This is a genomic window from Lederbergia graminis, from assembly GCF_042655485.1.
Classification (GTDB): domain Bacteria; phylum Bacillota; class Bacilli; order Bacillales; family Bacillaceae_C; genus Lederbergia; species Lederbergia graminis.
This window is the reverse complement of sequence record NZ_JBHSMC010000043.1, coordinates 21287-38964: the sequence shown is the minus strand read 5'-3', so window position 1 is coordinate 38964 and position 17678 is coordinate 21287. Positions and strand designations below refer to the sequence as shown.

Below are 17678 nucleotides of genomic sequence, written 5' to 3'. Positions count from 1 at the left end.
CGCTGAAGTCAATGGCAAGCAGCTACGCTGTGGCCGTCCATTTTACTATATAAAGTTGGTTGAAAATGTTGTAATAACTTTTACACAATATTATGGACTTGACTCTTTTTCTTCTCGAGGTGGGCACGATGGATGCTCTTGCGTGACCGCTCCAAGCTTTTTCTCCTTGAGGTGGGCACAATGGACGCTCTTGCGTGACCGCTCTGACCTTCTTCCTCCTGAGGCGGGAACGATGGAAAAGCTTGCGTGACCGCTTTAAGCTTTTTCTCCTTGAGGTGGGCACAATGGACGCTCTTGCGTGACCGCTCTGACCTTCTTCCTCCTGAGACGGGCACGATGAACGCTCTTGCGTGACCACTCCAAGCTTTTTCTCCTCAAAGTGGGCACGTTGGACGCTCTTGCGTGACCACCTTTCATCTTTTCCTCTCGAGGCGGGCACGTTGAACAAGCCCGCATGACCGCTCTACTCTTTTTCTTCTCAAGGAGGGCACGTTGAACGACCTTGCATGACCGCTCTAAGCTTTTTCTCCTCGAGGCGGGCACGATGAACGAGCTTGCGTGACCGCTTTACTCTTTTTCTTCTCAAGGCGGGCACGATGAACGCTCTTGCGTGACCGCTTTACTCTTTTTCTTCTCAAGGCGGGCACGATGAACGACCTTGCATGACCGCTTTAAGCTTTTTCTTCTCAAGGCGGGCACGATGAACGACCTTGCATGACCGCTTTAAGCTTTTTCTTCTCAAGGCGGGCACGATGAACGACCTTGCATGACTGCTTTAAGCTTTTTCTTCTCAAGGAGGGCACAATGGACGCTCTTGCGTGACCGCTCTGACCTTTTTCTTCTCGAGGTGGGAACGATGGACGCTCTTGCGTGACCACTCCAAGCTTTTTCTCCTTGAGGTGGGCACAATGGACGCTCTTGCGTGACCACTCCAAGCTTTTTTCTTCTCGAGGTGGGCACGTTGAACAAGCCAGCGTGATCGCTCTACTCTTTTTCTCCTCGAGCAGAGCACGATGTATCCGCCTACGTTCCCTCCTCTCCCATTTTCCACGCGAAGAGGCACGTTAGAACCCGCTATCTTGACCTCGTAAGAGATTTTACAAGTAAAGAGAGCACGTGACCTGACGGTACGTGCTCTCTCCTTCTCTTCCAGTGCTCGTTAAATTGTTTTCTTTATCTAATTGTATTTAAATTTTTCCTTTTCCATAAAATTAATACGGAACACAGTAGCAAAATCGCAATTGTAACTAATCCTAATAACGTATTATTTGTAAACCCTATTACAATATATCCCATTGCCGAGATTAGTCCGGTTAGTATTGCATACGGTAGTTGGGTCATTACATGATCCATTAAATTACTACCTGCGCCAGTTGACGAGAGAATTGTTGTATCAGAAATTGGTGAACAATGATCGCCCATGACCGCACCTGCTAAGACAGCAGCTAGTGTCGGTAAAAGTAAAGAACTGTCTGTAACCATAATAATTTGACTTGCTATAGGTAATAATATTCCAAATGCTCCCCAAGAAGTTCCTGTTGCAAATGCCATTACAGCAGCACCAATAAACAAAATTACTGGTAGGAAGCCAACATGTAAGTTTGAGCTTTCAACTAAGCTCCCTAGATACACTCCTGTGCCCAATAAATCTATTAATGTAATCAAAGCCCAGGCGAAAAATAATATTAAAACTGCAGACATCATCGATTTCACACCACTAACAAAAGCAGTAGATAATAACTTTGGTTGCACAGTCTGATATTTTTTAGATTGAATGAAAAATAACATGATGATTACTAATAAACTAATAATCCCACCAATTACAAGCGATAGCGCAACATCGGCATTACCAAAAATGTTCATTAACGTAATCTCATCCGAATTTTGAATTCCACTCCAAATGATCGCCCCTATTGTACCTATAAATAGAGCGATAATTGGCCAAAGCAAATCTCTCACTCGACCTTTTTCACTTACAGGAATGTCGATTTGCACTTCACCTGGTATTGTTTTGTTTTCGTCATATGGTATTCCTGTAGCAATCGTCCGCTCTTCATGTTTTTTCATACTACCAAAATCAACATTAAGAATAGCAATGACAAACACAAATATTAACGTTGTCCAAACATACAAATTCATTGGAATCATTTGTATAAAAGCAGTGAATACAGACATATCCGTAATTTGATGCGTTGCAAAAACTGTTGCTAATATCCCCATAATATAAGCACCCCAACTTGAAATTGGAGATACAACACATATAGGTGCGGATGTAGAATCAATGATATATGCTAACTTTGCTCGTGATATACGATGTCTATCTGTGATTGGTCTAGCAACTTGTCCAACTGCAAGTGCGTTAAAATAATCATCAATGAAAATGATAATGCTCAAAATCGCAGCTAAAAGTTGAGCCCCTTTTCGATTTTTCACTTTTGTAATAGCCCATTCTCCAAAAGCACGGCTTCCTCCAACCATGTTGATTAAGACCGTAATAACTCCAAGGATAAATAAGAATAATACAATATAAATATTCCACGTATTTAATGAACCATCATCTATGAAAATTCCTTTAATTGCATCCCATAGATAAATTGCAGAGTTTTTGATACTCCCTTGCCCTAATAATAATGCTGAAGCAATAATTCCCGTCCCGAGAGACAGTAGCACTCTTTTTGTTAATATAACCATAACTATTGCCAAAATAGGCGGTAGTATGGACCATATAGTGTTTTCCATTGATAATACCCTCCTGTATAATGTCGCAACAAAGTTGGACGAATAAACAGTCACGGCAGAAAAAAAACATAAAAAAGAGTAATGATAGAGATCTATCATTACTCTTGTAATGTAATGGTTCTCCATCGTGATCTGTAGCTCCCCATATTTAGTAGATACTAAATACGAGAGTGTTACTCTTATTCAAAGCAACACCAACGAGAAATAGCTGACAATATTACTCGCTTCGGCAAATGAACCTTTCCATTGTGGTCATTGTTGTCATCCTCACACAACTTACTCATTTCATTCGCGCCTCTACCCCATCCGATTGATAAGGTTAATATACAATTTGTTATTCTAATATAATATATCATGCATTACACTCTAAAGCAAATACTAAGGAGTGGAATCTGTTGGCAATTGTATAGATGGACTTAAACTTGTATTTCCATTATAAAATTGCGGTACTTCCCCAGGAAAATAGCCTATCGCAATTGGGACCTTTTGATGCACAGTAGCTATGTCAGACGCAAAAGGAATAATAATTTCAATGTTCACTTCTATTTCTATCATAACTGTAATAAAAGCATTATTGATAGGATGATATTCTACAACCGGTTTTACATTGGTGCGCACATTCCCAATTGCAGTAAACTTTATTGGGATTCTAGGACCCAAGTTTCCAAGTAAAGCATTATTTGTCGCCTGTCCAAGAGGAAAGGAATATACGATCCCTTCCTCTTTACTTGTTTTATCATAATCAAACTTAATTGCAGAATCAGTTTCCAATGTTGCTAGATCACCTGTTTCTGCATATTTTATATTTTGCTGAATTGCTTTCGCAAGGTCTGACTGTGCCTTATTAATTATATCTGTTTTAAATATGACGGCTGAACCACCAGATCCATTCGGGACAATCTCAGCAATTTCTCTAATATCCTTCACATTAGGTACAACGTCTGCCACTGCTTTATCTATCACCATTGGTGCAATTTTCTTTGTTGTTGATTCTGCATAACTTTGTAATGTGGGCTTCATCCCTTTATTCACTATCCAGAGCCCTAAAGCTGTAGAAAAAATAAAAAACACAAAAGTTAGTAGTAATACGTAACGAAACGGCAAAGGGCCGCGGCGTATCTTTCGAGCTCGAAATACAGCCAAAAAAAATCCCTCCCTTACAAGCAAATGTATGCATGAAAGAGGGATGGTAGGATAATTTTATTTAAATATATCTTTTCATTTTTACATCATTTTTAATAATGCTTCTTTACCAATCATACCTTTTTTTATACCTAATTTTTCAGCCGCTACTGTTACTGACTCAAGTGGAGCCTCCAGAAGTTGTTCAATGGTTTTGACTCCGACTGCTCTTCCCGATATAATTTGTCGATCTAAAAGTTTCGTATTGAGTAAATGTACATCAAGTGCACCACACATAATGTACCCTTTATCGTTTGATATTGTAAGCAAGGTAGTTTTTGGTAAAAATACAGTTGTTGCTATGAACGTATGTCCTTCGATTATAACTGGTTCTACATTTACCATTTACATTCACTCCTTCCAATACCATATAGTATGTCTAGGGTGAATAATAGTTTACTGTAGATTTCCCTTGAAACTAAAACTGTACTATTGACTATATAGACATTTGTTTTAGTTTCCATTCCATAATATCTCGAAGAAATTCTGGCATTAAATATTGCTTTATTTGTGAACGTTGAATTTCTGGAAAAAATTTTCCGAATGTGAACATATCTGTTGTTGCTAGCTTATACATGTTCTCAGGCTCTAACGGTTTTTGATTCATAAAAACCTCATTATTGTCGATGAATACGCCTTTAGTAACGAAGTTTCCCATTACAGATCCTCTAAAACCGAGACCAATAACTGGTAATTTGGACCAACTTTCATCTTCAGCATGTAAAAGAATTTCTTTTAACTCCGCACCTGATAATTCAACTATACACGGGTTAATTGGATGAGGAAGCATCTGGTGCAAATCATATTTTGTAATTCTTCCACTGTTTAATGGGGTTAACACAACTCCGGAATTAATTAAAGTACAATCTGCATTACACCATTCATGGAGAGCTTCACATAATAATTCAGCTAATGGTGATGGTTCTTTCCAAGAGAACGATAGACTATTATCCATATATGTCACTGTTTCATTCAGCAGCTGTTTTCCTTTATCAAGAAAGGATTGTATTTTTTCCTCTTCATCTTGAACTGAAGGTAATAACTCCGTTTCATATAAAGTTGCTTCCATTTGTATCCTGTTTTGAATCTCTAATTGTACATACCCAACATAACGCCCATACTTCCCCGCAGCAGCCATGAAGGCATTATCCGTTTGCTTCCCTTCCAGAAAATAATGATGTGTATGTGCACCTAGGATTAAATCAATCTCTGGATATTGCTCAGCTATTTTTTCATCATCATGTATTCCTAAGTGAGATAACAAAATTATCATATCTGTTTTATCTTTCATCTCATTGATTTGCATCGTTAATTCTGTAAAGGGTTCCGATAATTCCCAACCAAGTAATCCATATAATTTTTTATAATATGTAGTAACAGCAGTTACTCCTATTCTAGTGCCCTTTTTCGTTTCGTAAATCTGATAAGGCAACACCCAATCTGGCCGTTTTTGTTCAGGTAAATATAAGTTAGCAACAATCACATCAAAATTAGCTTCTTCATACAATGATGCAAGCCCTTGATGCGGCATCGTAATACCTTCATTGTTTCCAATTGTAACAGCCGTATATTGTGCATTGTTTAATAATTTTGTGTTACCCTTTCCCATCGTCGCTTCGGTATATGGATGAAAACGGTCGGAAAAATCACCGATATCAAATAGAAATACTTCTTCTCCCTCTAGTTCATGTTGTTGCTTCCGTTGTTTAATAAATGCTTCAATTCGAGGCCAATTTTCAAAATGACTATGGAGATCGTTTGTATGATAAATATGAATTTTTTCAATCATAATAAATACACTTCCATATCTTAGAGCACATATTTATATTCTTCATTGTAGCGAATTACATAAGAATTTTCATCTAGGAAAATAAAAAACCTGCCAAGCAAGATATTGCCTGACAGGTTCCATGGATGTAGTTCGATTAACCGATACTACCTTCCATTTCGAATTTGATTAATCTATTCATTTCAACCGCATATTCCATTGGAAGTTCTTTTGTAAATGGCTCAATGAAGCCCATTACAATCATTTCTGTTGCTTCTTGTTCAGAAACACCACGGCTCATTAAATAGAATAGTTGTTCTTCAGATACTTTAGAAACTTTCGCTTCGTGTTCCAATGAGATATTGTCATTCAGGATCTCATTGTATGGAATCGTATCAGATGTAGATTGATTATCCATAATCAAAGTATCACACTCGATATTGGAGCGTGCACCATCTGCTTTACGACCGAAATGAACAATACCACGGTATGTTACTTTACCACCATGCTTGGAGATGGATTTAGAAACAATAGAGGATGAAGTATTTGGTGCTAAATGCATCATTTTCGCACCTGCATCCTGATGTTGCCCTTTACCAGCAAGCGCAATGGATAATGTCATACCACGTGCACCTTCCCCTTTCAGGAAAACAGCAGGATATTTCATTGTCAATTTCGAACCAATATTACCATCAATCCATTCCATTGTTGCGCGTTCTTCACAAACTGCACGCTTCGTTACAAGGTTATACACGTTATTTGCCCAGTTTTGAATAGTTGTATAACGGCAGTATGCATCTTTTTTAATGATAATCTCTACTACAGCGCTGTGTAGGGAGTTTGTTGTATAAACTGGTGCTGTACATCCTTCAACATAGTGTACAGATGCACCTTCATCTACGATAATAAGTGTTCTCTCAAATTGCCCCATGTTTTCTGAGTTAATACGGAAATATGCTTGGAGCGGAGTATCCACTTTTACACCTGGTGGTACATAAATAAAGGATCCACCAGACCAAACTGCAGAGTTTAATGCAGCAAATTTATTATCAGAAGGAGGGATTACAGTTGCCCAATGCTCGCGGAAAATATCTTCATTTTCCTTTAACGCTGAATCTGTATCTTTAAAAACAATTCCCATATCTTCTAAGTCTTGCTTCATATTATGATACACAACTTCAGATTCATATTGAGCGGAAACACCAGCAAGGTATTTTTGTTCTGCTTCTGGAATCCCAAGCTTGTCAAATGTTTGTTTTATTTCTTCCGGTACTTCATCCCAGCTTCTTTCTGTTTGCTCAGATGGTTTTACATAGTATCTAATTTCGTCAAAGTTAAGAGAATTTAAATCTCCACCCCATTGTGGCATTGGCATTTTGTAAAACTGCTCCAATGATTTAAGACGGAAATCGAGCATCCATTGTGGCTCTTCTTTCATTTTGGAAATTTCCTTAACGATTTCTGGAGTTAGTCCACGTTCAGAACGAAATACGGAAACGTCTTTGTCACTAAATCCATATTTGTAATCGCCGATTTCAGGTGCCTTTTTAGCCATTGATCATTCCTCCATTTCCTATTTTTGTTCAGCCAATCCTTTTTCCATTGCTTTCCACGCAAGTGTTGCACACTTAATGCGAGCTGGAAATTTAGAAACGCCTTGCAACGCTTCAATATCACCTAGGTCAACTGAATCATCAAGTTCATAATCATTTCCTTGGATCATTTCGGAGAAGATTTGGGAAAGTTTCATTGCTTGTTCTACGTTCTGACCAATAATAGTCTGCGTCATCATCGATGCAGAGGCCATAGAAATAGAGCAACCTTCCCCTTCGAATTTCGCATCCGTAACCTTTCCATCCTCAACCTTCATTGTCAGATGGATCCGGTCTCCACATGTCGGATTATTCATATCGACTGTCAAGCTGCCATCTGCAAGGCTGCCTTTGTTGCGCGGGTTTTTATAATGATCCATAATTACTTGGCGGTAGAGGGTATCCAGGTTATTAAAAGCCATTCGTAAAATACTCCTTTGTTCTGACAAGCCCTTCTACAAGCTTATCAACGTCTTGTTCCGTGTTATACAAGTAAAAACTTGCTCTTGCAGTTGCAGATACGTTTAGCCATTTCATCAAGGGTTGTGCACAATGATGACCAGCACGTACCGCAATTCCTTCTGCATCTATTACTGTAGCTACATCGTGTGGATGTACATCTTCTAAATTAAAAGTAACTACTCCAGCACGGTGTTCTGTTTTTTGTGGTCCATAAATTGTAAGACCTTCAATAGCAGACATTTTCTCCAATGCATATGCTGCTAGTTTATGTTCATGTTCCAGAATATTTTCCATTCCAACTTCATTTAAAAAGTCAATTGCAGCCCCTAATCCAATTGCACCTGCAATGATTGGTGTACCTGCTTCGAATTTCCATGGTAGCTCTTTCCAAGTGGATTCTTGAAGACCAACAAAATCGATCATCTCACCACCAAATTCAACTGGCTCCATGTTTTCAAGTAATTCTTTCTTACCATAAAGAACCCCAATTCCTGTCGGACCACACATTTTATGTGCTGAAAATGCAAAGAAGTCACAATCTAAATCACGCACGTCCACTTTCATATGAGGAGTACTTTGAGCACCATCCACCACTATGATTGCACCATTTTCATGAGCAATAGCTGCAATTTCCTTAATCGGATTAATTACACCAAGTACATTGGAAACTTGCATGATGGATACTATTTTTGTGTTTGAGGTGATTGTAGCTCGAGCATCATCAAGTGATATCGTTCCATCTGGTTGGAGAGGAATATACTTTAGAATTGCTCCTGTTTGCCTTGCAACTTGTTGCCAAGGAATAATATTACTATGGTGTTCCATGTAAGTAATGACAATTTCATCGCCTTCTTGAAGATTATCTCTTCCGTAACTCGCTGCGACTGTATTTAATGCGGTAGTAGTACCGCGTGTGAATATAATTTCTTCTCTTGACGCTGCATTGATAAATTTACGTACTTTATCACGAGCATCTTCATATTTGTCAGTGGCTTTCGTACCAAGAGTATGAACACCCCGATGCACATTCGAATTGTAGCCTTTATAATATTCCTCTAAAGTCTCAATTACTTGTAACGGCTTTTGTGAGGTCGCTGCGCTGTCCAAATAAACGAGCGGATTTCCGTTCACCTCTTGGTCGAGAATAGGAAATAATTTGCGAACCTCAGCAACATTCATTATTGAACTTTCCTTTCAATAATGGCTGTTAACTGATCTTTTACAGCTTCAATTGGTAGTTTTTCTACAACTGGTGATAAGAAACCATGAATAATTAAGCGCTCTGCCTCTGCCTTCGTAATACCACGGCTCATTAAATAATATAATTGTAAAGGATCTACGCGGCCTACTGAAGCTGCATGACCTGCCATAACATCATCTTCATCAATTAGAAGAATAGGGTTTGCATCGCCACGTGCCTTTTCACTCAACATTAGTACGCGAGATTCTTGAACAGCATTAGATCCAGAAGCACCTTTTTCTATTTTTCCAATTCCATTGAAAATAGAAGATGCAGAATCCTTCATTACACCATGTTTTAAAATGAAGCCTTCTGTATTTTTCCCAAAATGAACAATACTTGTTGTAAAGTTTTGCGTTTGTTTTCCTCTACCTACAACAACTGTTTTTGCATCACTATTAGAGCCATCGCCCATTAGGTTTGTAATATTTTCAAAGATTGTGTTGCCATCATTCATCATGCCGAGTGCCCAATCAAGTTGTGCATCACGACCAGTTACACCACGACGGTTAACATAAACAGTCGATCCTTCTGGTAGTGTATCAACTGCTCCGAAGACAACTTTCGCATTATTGTTTGCAAATACTTCAGAGATAATGTTAACAACACCATCTACTTCCTCGTGAGTTGAAAGATAATTTTCTACAAATGTAACAGAACTATTATCATCTGCAACAACGATAACATGGTTAAACATTGCAGCTTCTTTATCATCAGAGATATAGATTGCTTGAATCGGTTCCTTTACTTCCACATTTTTCGGAACGTATAGGAATACCCCACCGTTCATTAAAGCAGCATGATAAGCTGTTAATTTATGTTCATCAACTTTTACAGCATCTTTCATGAAATATTTCTGAACTAAGTCACCGTGTTCTTTTGCTGCTGTAATAATATCAGTGAAAATAACACCTTGTGATTTTAAGTCCTCTGAAAGTGACAAAAAGGCTGCTGTTTGATTATGTTGAATATATAGATTCTTATTCTCATGTTCTACATTAATAGCTGCTTTTGCTGCTTCAGGAAGATCATCCAATGAATTAATCGCATTACCAGCAGCACCATGTTTTGAGAACTCTGTAAAATTCCAATTCTTAATTCTAGTTTTATCCGGTTTTGGTAGTGATAGTTCTTCTGATTTAAGTAGTGCTTGCACTCTTAATTCAGTTAGCCACTCAGGTTCGCTATTTTCAGTTGAAAAAGCTCTGATATAGGCTTCATCTATCAACATTTTCGTATCGATTGTCATGTTAATCCTCCTAACACTTATGCTTCTTGACCAACTGTTTCGTCTTCAATTCCGAGTTCAGCTTTGATCCACTCATATCCTTCTGCTTCTAGACGTTGTGCTAATTCCGGACCTCCAGATTTAACAACGCGTCCTTGCATCATGACATGTACAAAGTCAGGAGTAATATAATTTAGAAGGCGTTGATAGTGTGTAATAATCATGCATCCGAAATCACTAGAACGCATTTCATTGATTCCTTTTGATACAACTTTCAATGCATCAATATCAAGACCTGAGTCGATTTCATCTAAAATTGCAATTTTAGGCTCAATCATCATTAATTGTAGGATTTCATTACGTTTCTTTTCTCCACCAGAGAAACCTTCATTTAAATAACGTTGTGCCATATTTGGATCCATTTCTAACAATTCCATTTTCTTATCCATTTCACGGATAAACTTCATTAATGAAATTTCTTGACCTTCTTCACGACGAGCATTAATCGATGCACGTAAAAATTCAGCGTTTGTTACACCGCTGATTTCACTTGGATATTGCATTGCAAGGAATAAGCCTGCGCGAGCACGTTCATCAACTTCCATTTCAAGAACATCTTCGCCGTCTAGTGTAATAGAACCTTTTGTTACTTCATATTTAGGATGTCCCATAATAGCAGCAGATAAAGTTGATTTACCTGTACCATTTGGTCCCATGACTGCGTGGATTTCTCCACCCTTTATTTCAAGGTTAACACCTTTTAAAATCTCCTTACCTTCGATCTCTACATGTAAATCTTTGATAACTAATGTCGAAGTCATTATTTTACCTCCAGTAAATAGAAAATGATTTTCTTATTTTGATGAGTTCATTCTCAATTTATTCTCATTAACATCTTATACTATATTAAAATTATTATCAACTAGCAAGAAAAGCGACAGCGCATGGTTAGCGACGTACGGATTTCTAAGAGCCCTGACGAGATAAAGGAAACACGACGAGGAACGAGTCGATGTTGACTTATCGTAGGAAGGGATCTGAAATCAGCTAGTCGCTATGCGCTGGAGCTAGACAATGAAAAGCGAAAGGCGCCCGTCTATCGGCGACAAGCAAATGTTCTGCCCCAAAGAAAGGCGGTTTTTGCCTTTCATTGGGGCAGGTTATTTTACCTCGAGCCGATGGCGCCTTGAGCTAGACAAAAGAAAAGCGAAAGGCGCATGGTTAGCGACGTGGGCCTACAGGAGGTAGGTTACGTCGACGTTGGCACAGGACGTGCCGGTTTTAGTCGACGCTCCACTCTCTAAGAGCCCTGACGAGATAAAGGAAACACGACGAGGCGGCCCACAGGATGTGGCGAATTTAGTCGACGAACCCCTTCGATGTTGACTTATCGTAGGAAGGGATCTGAAATCAGCTAGTCGCTATGCGCTGGAGCTAGACAAAGAAAAGCGAAAGGCGGTTGGAGATAATGGAAGGCTAAGATCACACCTTCCTGTTGTAACGCCTTTCTGACCCGTATCGTGCGGGCTCGCAATAAGCATATGTTCTTCAACCAAAGATGGTTGCCCTTTAACTTCATTATTCTTCTACTATGTAAAAAGGCCAGCGAATTATCGCTAGCCCGCTTTAATCATATTATCATTTTTACATTGTTATTTATTTTAATTTCAATTTCATGTATGAATTTTTCGTCCAAGATTCGATGTCATTTGCTGAGAAGCGACATATTCTTTTTCTCGTTTTTTCTCAATTTGCATACGTATTTCGTGTTCTTGTTTATAGCGCTCATAACCTACTCCGTGCGCTCCATACATAGCTTTCTCCATGCCATTCGTGTACTGAATTTCCAGGGTATTAATAAGAAACCAATCCTTTCATTATTTGGACCAGTTAGGCCCATTTATTGGATATCCTTTTTTACACGTACCCTATTATAAACGATAAAAACTAAATTATAAATACGATTTTTATAGATTTTCAACAAAAATTTTTCCCCTATCGCATGCTATATATGCGATAGGGGAGCCGTTTGTGAGGAAGCTATTAAATTAAGAATTAGTCATATCGAACTACAATTTTCAGATAAGTCTAAAAACATACATTTAATTTCTTCTTATCTTTTTCGCGATAATATTTCCTATTGATTGTACTAGTTGAACCATTACGATTAATGTTACAACAGTGATAATCATAATATCATCTTTATATTGGTTGTATCCATACGTAATTGCTAAGTCACCAATACCACCAGCACCGACTGCTCCTGCCATTGCTGTTGCACCAATTAAACCAATCGTCGCAATGGTTAGGGCAAGTACAATAGAGCCAAGCGCCTCCGGAAGTAAGAAACGCCAGATCATTTGCCATGGAGTTGCCCCCATTGATTGCGCTAATTCAATCGTTCCTTGATCCACTTCCAATAAAGAATTCTCAATTAGTCTGCCAATATAAAATGCGGTATACAATACAAGAGGCACAATTGCTGCTGTTGTCCCAATTGTTGTTCCCACAATCATACGAGTGAATGGAGTTATTGCAACAATCAAGATAATAAATGGAATCGATCGGAAAATATTAATAACAATATCTAAAATCGTAAAAACAACTTTATTTTGTAAAATTCCACCTTCTCTTGTTATTACGAGAATAACACCGATCGGTAATCCAATGATTACTGATATTATTAATCCTACACTTACCATATATAATGTTTCATTAAGTGAATTGAAAAACTCAGGCCAAAACCATGGTTCAAAACTCATTTGGAGTTACCTCCTTTACGATTGCTTCTTGAGACTTCATAAATTCAACAGCCTGTTCTATTTCGTTACTGTCGCCTTGAATATTAATGAGTAAATTTCCAAATGGTTGTCCTTGTAGCTCAGTGACCATCCCATGGAATACATTCAAATCAACAGAAAACTTTTTAGCTGTATCTGATAAAAGTGGAATGTTTGTCGCATTCCCTTTAAAAATAACACGATATGTTTTACCGTTGCTTGCTTTCATCCAATCTTTTATTCCTTTTGGTGTTTCATCATTTAAAACAGTTCGGACAAAGCTTCTAGCAATTTCAGTTTTCGGTTCCGTAAATACTTCCATAACAGAACCTTGTTCTACAATTTTTCCTCCTTCAATAACTGCCACTTTATCACAAATATCTTTAATGACATTCATCTCGTGAGTAATCATCAAAATAGTTACTTGGAACTCATCTCTTACTTTTCTCAATAAGTCTAAAACAGATTGTGTAGTAGTTGGATCTAGTGCAGAAGTAGCTTCGTCACATAAGAGAATATCTGGATCTGTCGCTAACGCTCTAGCGATTCCCACTCTTTGTTTCTGACCACCTGATAATTGTTCTGGATAATGATTCATACGATCTTCCAAGCCTACAAAAGAAAGTAGCTCTGTTACTTTTTCCTTTATATACGCTTTTGGCTTACCTTCTAACACTAAAGGCATCGCCACATTTTGTGCAATCGTTTTGGAATGCAATAAGTTATACTGCTGAAAAATCATGCCGATTTTCTTTCTTTGCTCACATAACTTTTTCGGAGATAGTGTTAATAAATCCACTCCATTGATTAGCACTCTTCCTGATGTTGGTCGTTCTAGTAAATTTACGCAGCGAATTAACGTACTTTTTCCGGCCCCACTAAAACCAACAACACCAAAAATTTCTCCTTTTTCAACGGAGAGGGTAATCCCTTTTAATGCTTCAACTTTTTTCTCTTTCTTTTTCCCATATACTTTATACACATCATCTAATAGAAGCATTTGATTTTCTCCTTACTATAAAAATTTAACTTATAATGAACAGATTGATAGCTCTAGCTATTGGATACCAGCTAGAGCTATATTGTACATTAATTTTGTTTATAATCCTCTAAGAATGAAACTGGTTCTTTAACTGGAACAGCCGCTCCATTAAAATGTTCTTCAATAAAACTACTTACTTCCTCACTATGATAAATCTCTACAATTTTAGCAAAGTCTTCATCGTCTTTGCGATCAGTCTTCGCTGCGATAATGTTGATATATGCTTTATTACTTGAATCTTCTCTGAAAATAGATTCTTTTGTTGGGTTTAATCCAGCATTGATTGCCATATCAGAGTTAATAACAGATGCAGCTGCATCATCAAGTCCTCGAGCAGTTTGACCAGCAGCTACTGGTGTAATTTCAAAGTTCTTTGGATTTTCTACAATATTTTCTACTCCACCAGTTCCGTCGAAATCATCTTTTAATTTAATCAGCTCTGCTTTTTCTAGTAATAATAGTGCTCTTCCTAAGTTGGTTGGGTCATTCGGAATAATGATTTGGTCACCGTCTTTTAAATCATTAATATTATCTACTTTTTTCGAGTAAATACCCATCGGCCAAATATTTGTTGTACCAATTGCGGATAAATCAAGATCACGTTCTTTAATAAAGTTATCAAAATAAACTACTGTCTGGAATGCGTTGATATCTATTTCCCCTTCATCTAATGCGATGTTTGGTTTTACATAGTCATCAATTTTGATTACTTCTAATTCAATTCCTTCTTCTTTAGCAAGATCTTTTACTAAGTTCCATGTCGGTGCTTCTGATGTAGTTGTTCCAACTTTAATAACGCCATCATCTGATTTTCCACAAGCTGCAAGTAATAATGTAAATGCAATTAATAATACTGCTAATAATTTTTTGTTCATTTGTATGTCCCTCTTCTTCTATTAGATTTTTTAATTATTAAAACGATCTGGGTTAAACAAACTGATTTCTAAAGTTGGTTGCTGGCCAGTTGCTAACTGAGCACCAATTTTTCCAATAATAGGAGCAAATTTAAATCCATGTCCTGCCATTGGTCCTAATAATGTAACATTGGGTACACGAGATGATTTTCCAATTACAAAATGTTCATCTGGTGTATTTGTATAGAAACATGTTTTTGCTTTTACAGGAGTAGGAATAAGTCCTGGTAAATATTTTTTCACTTTTTCTGTCAGATTATTTAGATCTGATTCATGGATTTCCCTATCGACATCATTAGGATGATTCGCTTCTTCTCCACCATGATGGAAAGCTACTTTTACCGTCTTACCATCGATTGTTGGAAAACCATAGAAACCTCTTCCTTTACTTACTCTCGAAAAGATAGGGAATTTAACTGCTGTGAATTGCTTAGGATCTTCCGCTTCATACCACACCAAAACTTGCCTTTCTAATGTAACAGGTAAATTGATTTGTGGTAAAAGTTCTTTTGTCCAGCCGCCAGAAGCAACTACTACTTGATTCACACGGTATTGCTTGTCCGCTGTTCTAATCGTAACTCCATCTTCATCTGGCTCAATAGCAGTAATCGGGCTCTCAGTGAATACCGTTCCACCAAGCTCTTCTCCTCTATTAACTGCTGTTTCAATTGCGAGCTCAGGTTTTACATAACCAGCTAATTCTTCATATATCGCAACTTGATAGTCTTGAAAATTTATTTGTGGGTAAACCTTTCTAGCTTCTTCCCCAGTATATTTTTTATGTGGGAGATGATATGTTTTAACACTTTCTTGAACAGTCGTAATGAACTCTCCGTCTGCAGGACCGAACATTGTCCCACCATTTTCAATATAGAGTTCTACTCCTGTTTCTTTTTCAAGTTGTCTCCAAAGTTCTCTTGCTTCTTGAAGTAGTGGTACATACTCTACTCCTTCGCCATAAGCCGTACGGAAAATCCTTGTTTCCCCATGTCCAGCTCCTTTGTCATGACCTGGTCTATAACGGTCAAATCCTACTATATTAACTCCCATACTAGCAAGCTGCCAAAATGCGAAACTACCCATGGATCCTAATCCTACAACAGCTACATCCCAATCTACTACTTTGTCATTTTGTGTACTCAATTGATCCCCTCATTTCATGAATGTACTTTCGCTTATAAGAGTGTGAGCGGAAATTAATTATACTAGAAAAACAAAAATGCCATTCTGCAAGATGAACAGAAAGGCACTAAATATTAAAATCCCTCTCTCATCTTCCAAAGCAAAAAGCTTTGTGTGATTTGGCACCATTTCACTATTGTGACGGTTGCCGGGCTTCATAGGGCACATCCCTCCACCTCTCTTGATAAGATAAACAAGATATTAAGTTTTGTAAGTATGAAGATTATACTATCACATGCTTATTTCCCAGTCAATATGTCGAATTTATTTTTTTACAAAAACTTTAACAATATTGTGAAATAATAGAGTGCAAGTAAGGAACCGATTGAAATGCATAAATCTTTTCTTTCATCTCTCCGTCTACCATTACTATTAAGCAAGGAACACTCTCAATTTTAAAAAGTTCGGCTGCTTCTGGAATATAATTTAAATCTGATTGCAGAAATGGAATTTGGGGTAACATCAATTCCACAACTGATAACATTTTACCTGCAACTTGGCACGTTCCGCATAATGGGGTGTAGAAATATAATATTGCGGTTTGTTTATTTTCAATGATTGTATGAATCTCTTCTATTGAAACAGCGTCCATATATAGACCTTCCTTTTTTTACCCATTATAAGGAAAAAATACACCATTGCAAGTTCATGGTGTATTTCTTCACTTTTTATTGGCTAGTCATTTTTTTATATTCTTCAGCATTCATGAGTTTTTCTTTTTCACTTGGGTTTGTAGGTTCAATTACGACTAACCATGCCTTGTCAAATGGAGAACTATTCACTAGTTCTGGACTATCATCTAAATCATCATTAACTTCTACAACTTTCCCACTTAAAGGAGCATACAGTTCGGAAACTGTTTTTACGGACTCTACACTTCCAAATGGTTCGTCTGCCTTAATTTCATCTCCCACTTCTGGAAGTTCAACAAACACGATATCCCCCAGCTCATCTTGGGCAAAATCAGTGATTCCAATTCTTACTTTATCTCCTTCTTCTTTTACCCATTCATGTTCGTCGGAATAAAGTAATCCTGTCGGTGTATCCATCAAAATCCCTCCATATGTATATGTATCTTTAGAATACTACTTACCCCAAGTCTGTTCAAATTCTACCTCTTTGAATCCTACGGTAACTTTTTCTCCATCCGTGACAATTGGACGCTTAATTAACATTCCATCACTAGCAAGGATGTCTAGCAACTCTTCTTCTGTAGCGTTTTTCACTTTATCTTTTAATCCAAGCTCTCGATATTTTACCCCACTAGTATTGAAGAATTTTTTTAACTCCATACCACTATTTTGGTAAATTTCTTTTATTTCTGCGCTAGTAGGCGTATTTTCTACTATATGAATCTCCTTGTATTCTAGTCCATGATTTTCTAACCATTTCTTAGCTTTTCTGCAAGTTCCACATGGAGGATAACTATAAATGGTAAGAGACAATTTTAACACCTTCCTTTTTATTTTATTGTACATGGATTTTGACTAGGATGAAAATTATTCGACCTCACTTGTCCTCTTGATGGAAATTTCGTACTATTAAGGTA

17 protein-coding genes and 2 riboswitches are annotated in these 17678 nt (G+C 37.6%); all 17 genes read right to left on the bottom strand.

Annotated features, from left to right (window positions below; genetic code table 11):
* Nucleotides 1–1173: 1173 nt before the first annotated feature.
* The 17 genes from ACFPM4_RS19590 to ACFPM4_RS19510 all read right to left on the bottom strand — a co-directional run bounded on the left by ACFPM4_RS19590 (nucleotide 1174) and on the right by ACFPM4_RS19510 (nucleotide 17574).
* Nucleotides 1174–2739 (bottom strand): Na+/H+ antiporter NhaC family protein, encoded by a 1566-nt coding sequence (locus ACFPM4_RS19590; RefSeq protein ID WP_382355585.1) that lies wholly within the window; start codon nucleotides 2737–2739, stop codon nucleotides 1174–1176.
* Between the two features lie 127 nt (nucleotides 2740–2866).
* Nucleotides 2867–3047, bottom strand: a riboswitch (Lysine riboswitch).
* 70 nt (nucleotides 3048–3117) lie between these two features.
* Nucleotides 3118–3882, bottom strand: coding sequence for a sporulation protein YunB (gene yunB / locus ACFPM4_RS19585; RefSeq protein ID WP_144928457.1), 765 nt, complete (start codon nucleotides 3880–3882; stop codon nucleotides 3118–3120).
* A gap of 81 nt (nucleotides 3883–3963) precedes the next feature.
* A complete protein-coding gene (locus tag ACFPM4_RS19580; RefSeq protein ID WP_382355583.1) occupies nucleotides 3964–4266 on the bottom strand; it encodes a YunC family protein in 303 nt (100 codons plus the stop codon).
* Between the two features lie 91 nt (nucleotides 4267–4357).
* Nucleotides 4358–5710, bottom strand: coding sequence for a bifunctional metallophosphatase/5'-nucleotidase (locus ACFPM4_RS19575; RefSeq protein WP_382355580.1), 1353 nt, complete (start codon nucleotides 5708–5710; stop codon nucleotides 4358–4360).
* Between the two features lie 136 nt (nucleotides 5711–5846).
* On the bottom strand, nucleotides 5847–7244 hold the full coding sequence (gene sufB / locus ACFPM4_RS19570) for a Fe-S cluster assembly protein SufB (protein ID WP_382355578.1): 1398 nt from the start codon (nucleotides 7242–7244) through the stop codon (nucleotides 5847–5849).
* Between the two features lie 18 nt (nucleotides 7245–7262).
* Nucleotides 7263–7703: a Fe-S cluster assembly sulfur transfer protein SufU gene (sufU, locus tag ACFPM4_RS19565; protein WP_382355575.1), complete on the bottom strand. Its 441-nt coding sequence runs from the start codon at nucleotides 7701–7703 to the stop codon at nucleotides 7263–7265.
* The gene (locus ACFPM4_RS19560; protein ID WP_382355572.1) at nucleotides 7693–8922 is read right to left on the bottom strand and encodes a cysteine desulfurase; all 1230 of its coding nucleotides are present in this window, start codon (nucleotides 8920–8922) and stop codon (nucleotides 7693–7695) included. The genes sufU and ACFPM4_RS19560 overlap by 11 nt, the downstream gene beginning before the upstream one ends.
* Nucleotides 8922–10232, bottom strand: a complete 1311-nt coding sequence (gene sufD / locus ACFPM4_RS19555; RefSeq protein WP_382355569.1) for a Fe-S cluster assembly protein SufD — start codon at nucleotides 10230–10232, stop codon at nucleotides 8922–8924. The genes ACFPM4_RS19560 and sufD overlap by 1 nt, the downstream gene beginning before the upstream one ends.
* A 17-nt stretch (nucleotides 10233–10249) precedes the next feature.
* A complete protein-coding gene (sufC, locus tag ACFPM4_RS19550; protein WP_144928443.1) occupies nucleotides 10250–11035 on the bottom strand; it encodes a Fe-S cluster assembly ATPase SufC in 786 nt (261 codons plus the stop codon).
* An 849-nt stretch (nucleotides 11036–11884) separates the two neighbouring features.
* Nucleotides 11885–12037, bottom strand: a complete 153-nt coding sequence (locus ACFPM4_RS19545) for a hypothetical protein (RefSeq protein WP_186324886.1) — start codon at nucleotides 12035–12037, stop codon at nucleotides 11885–11887.
* Between the two features lie 276 nt (nucleotides 12038–12313).
* Entirely contained in the window at nucleotides 12314–12973 is a 660-nt protein-coding gene (locus ACFPM4_RS19540) for a methionine ABC transporter permease (RefSeq protein WP_144928441.1), read from the bottom strand.
* Nucleotides 12963–13991 (bottom strand): methionine ABC transporter ATP-binding protein, encoded by a 1029-nt coding sequence (locus ACFPM4_RS19535; RefSeq protein WP_382355564.1) that lies wholly within the window; start codon nucleotides 13989–13991, stop codon nucleotides 12963–12965. Before ACFPM4_RS19535 ends, ACFPM4_RS19540 begins: the two co-directional genes overlap by 11 nt.
* Before the next feature lie 89 nt (nucleotides 13992–14080).
* Entirely contained in the window at nucleotides 14081–14908 is an 828-nt protein-coding gene (locus ACFPM4_RS19530; RefSeq protein WP_382355562.1) for a MetQ/NlpA family ABC transporter substrate-binding protein, read from the bottom strand.
* 30 nt (nucleotides 14909–14938) lie between these two features.
* The gene (solA, locus tag ACFPM4_RS19525; RefSeq protein ID WP_382355559.1) at nucleotides 14939–16090 is read right to left on the bottom strand and encodes an N-methyl-L-tryptophan oxidase; all 1152 of its coding nucleotides are present in this window, start codon (nucleotides 16088–16090) and stop codon (nucleotides 14939–14941) included.
* Nucleotides 16091–16214: 124 nt separating this feature from the next.
* Nucleotides 16215–16320, bottom strand: a riboswitch (SAM riboswitch).
* A gap of 92 nt (nucleotides 16321–16412) precedes the next feature.
* Nucleotides 16413–16721: a thioredoxin family protein gene (locus ACFPM4_RS19520; protein ID WP_382355556.1), complete on the bottom strand. Its 309-nt coding sequence runs from the start codon at nucleotides 16719–16721 to the stop codon at nucleotides 16413–16415.
* A 76-nt stretch (nucleotides 16722–16797) separates the two neighbouring features.
* Complete coding sequence (gene gcvH / locus ACFPM4_RS19515; RefSeq protein WP_382355553.1) at nucleotides 16798–17178, bottom strand: glycine cleavage system protein GcvH; 381 nt, start codon at nucleotides 17176–17178, stop codon at nucleotides 16798–16800.
* 36 nt (nucleotides 17179–17214) lie between these two features.
* Entirely contained in the window at nucleotides 17215–17574 is a 360-nt protein-coding gene (locus tag ACFPM4_RS19510) for an arsenate reductase family protein (RefSeq protein WP_382355551.1), read from the bottom strand.
* Between the last annotated feature and the right edge of the window lie 104 nt (nucleotides 17575–17678).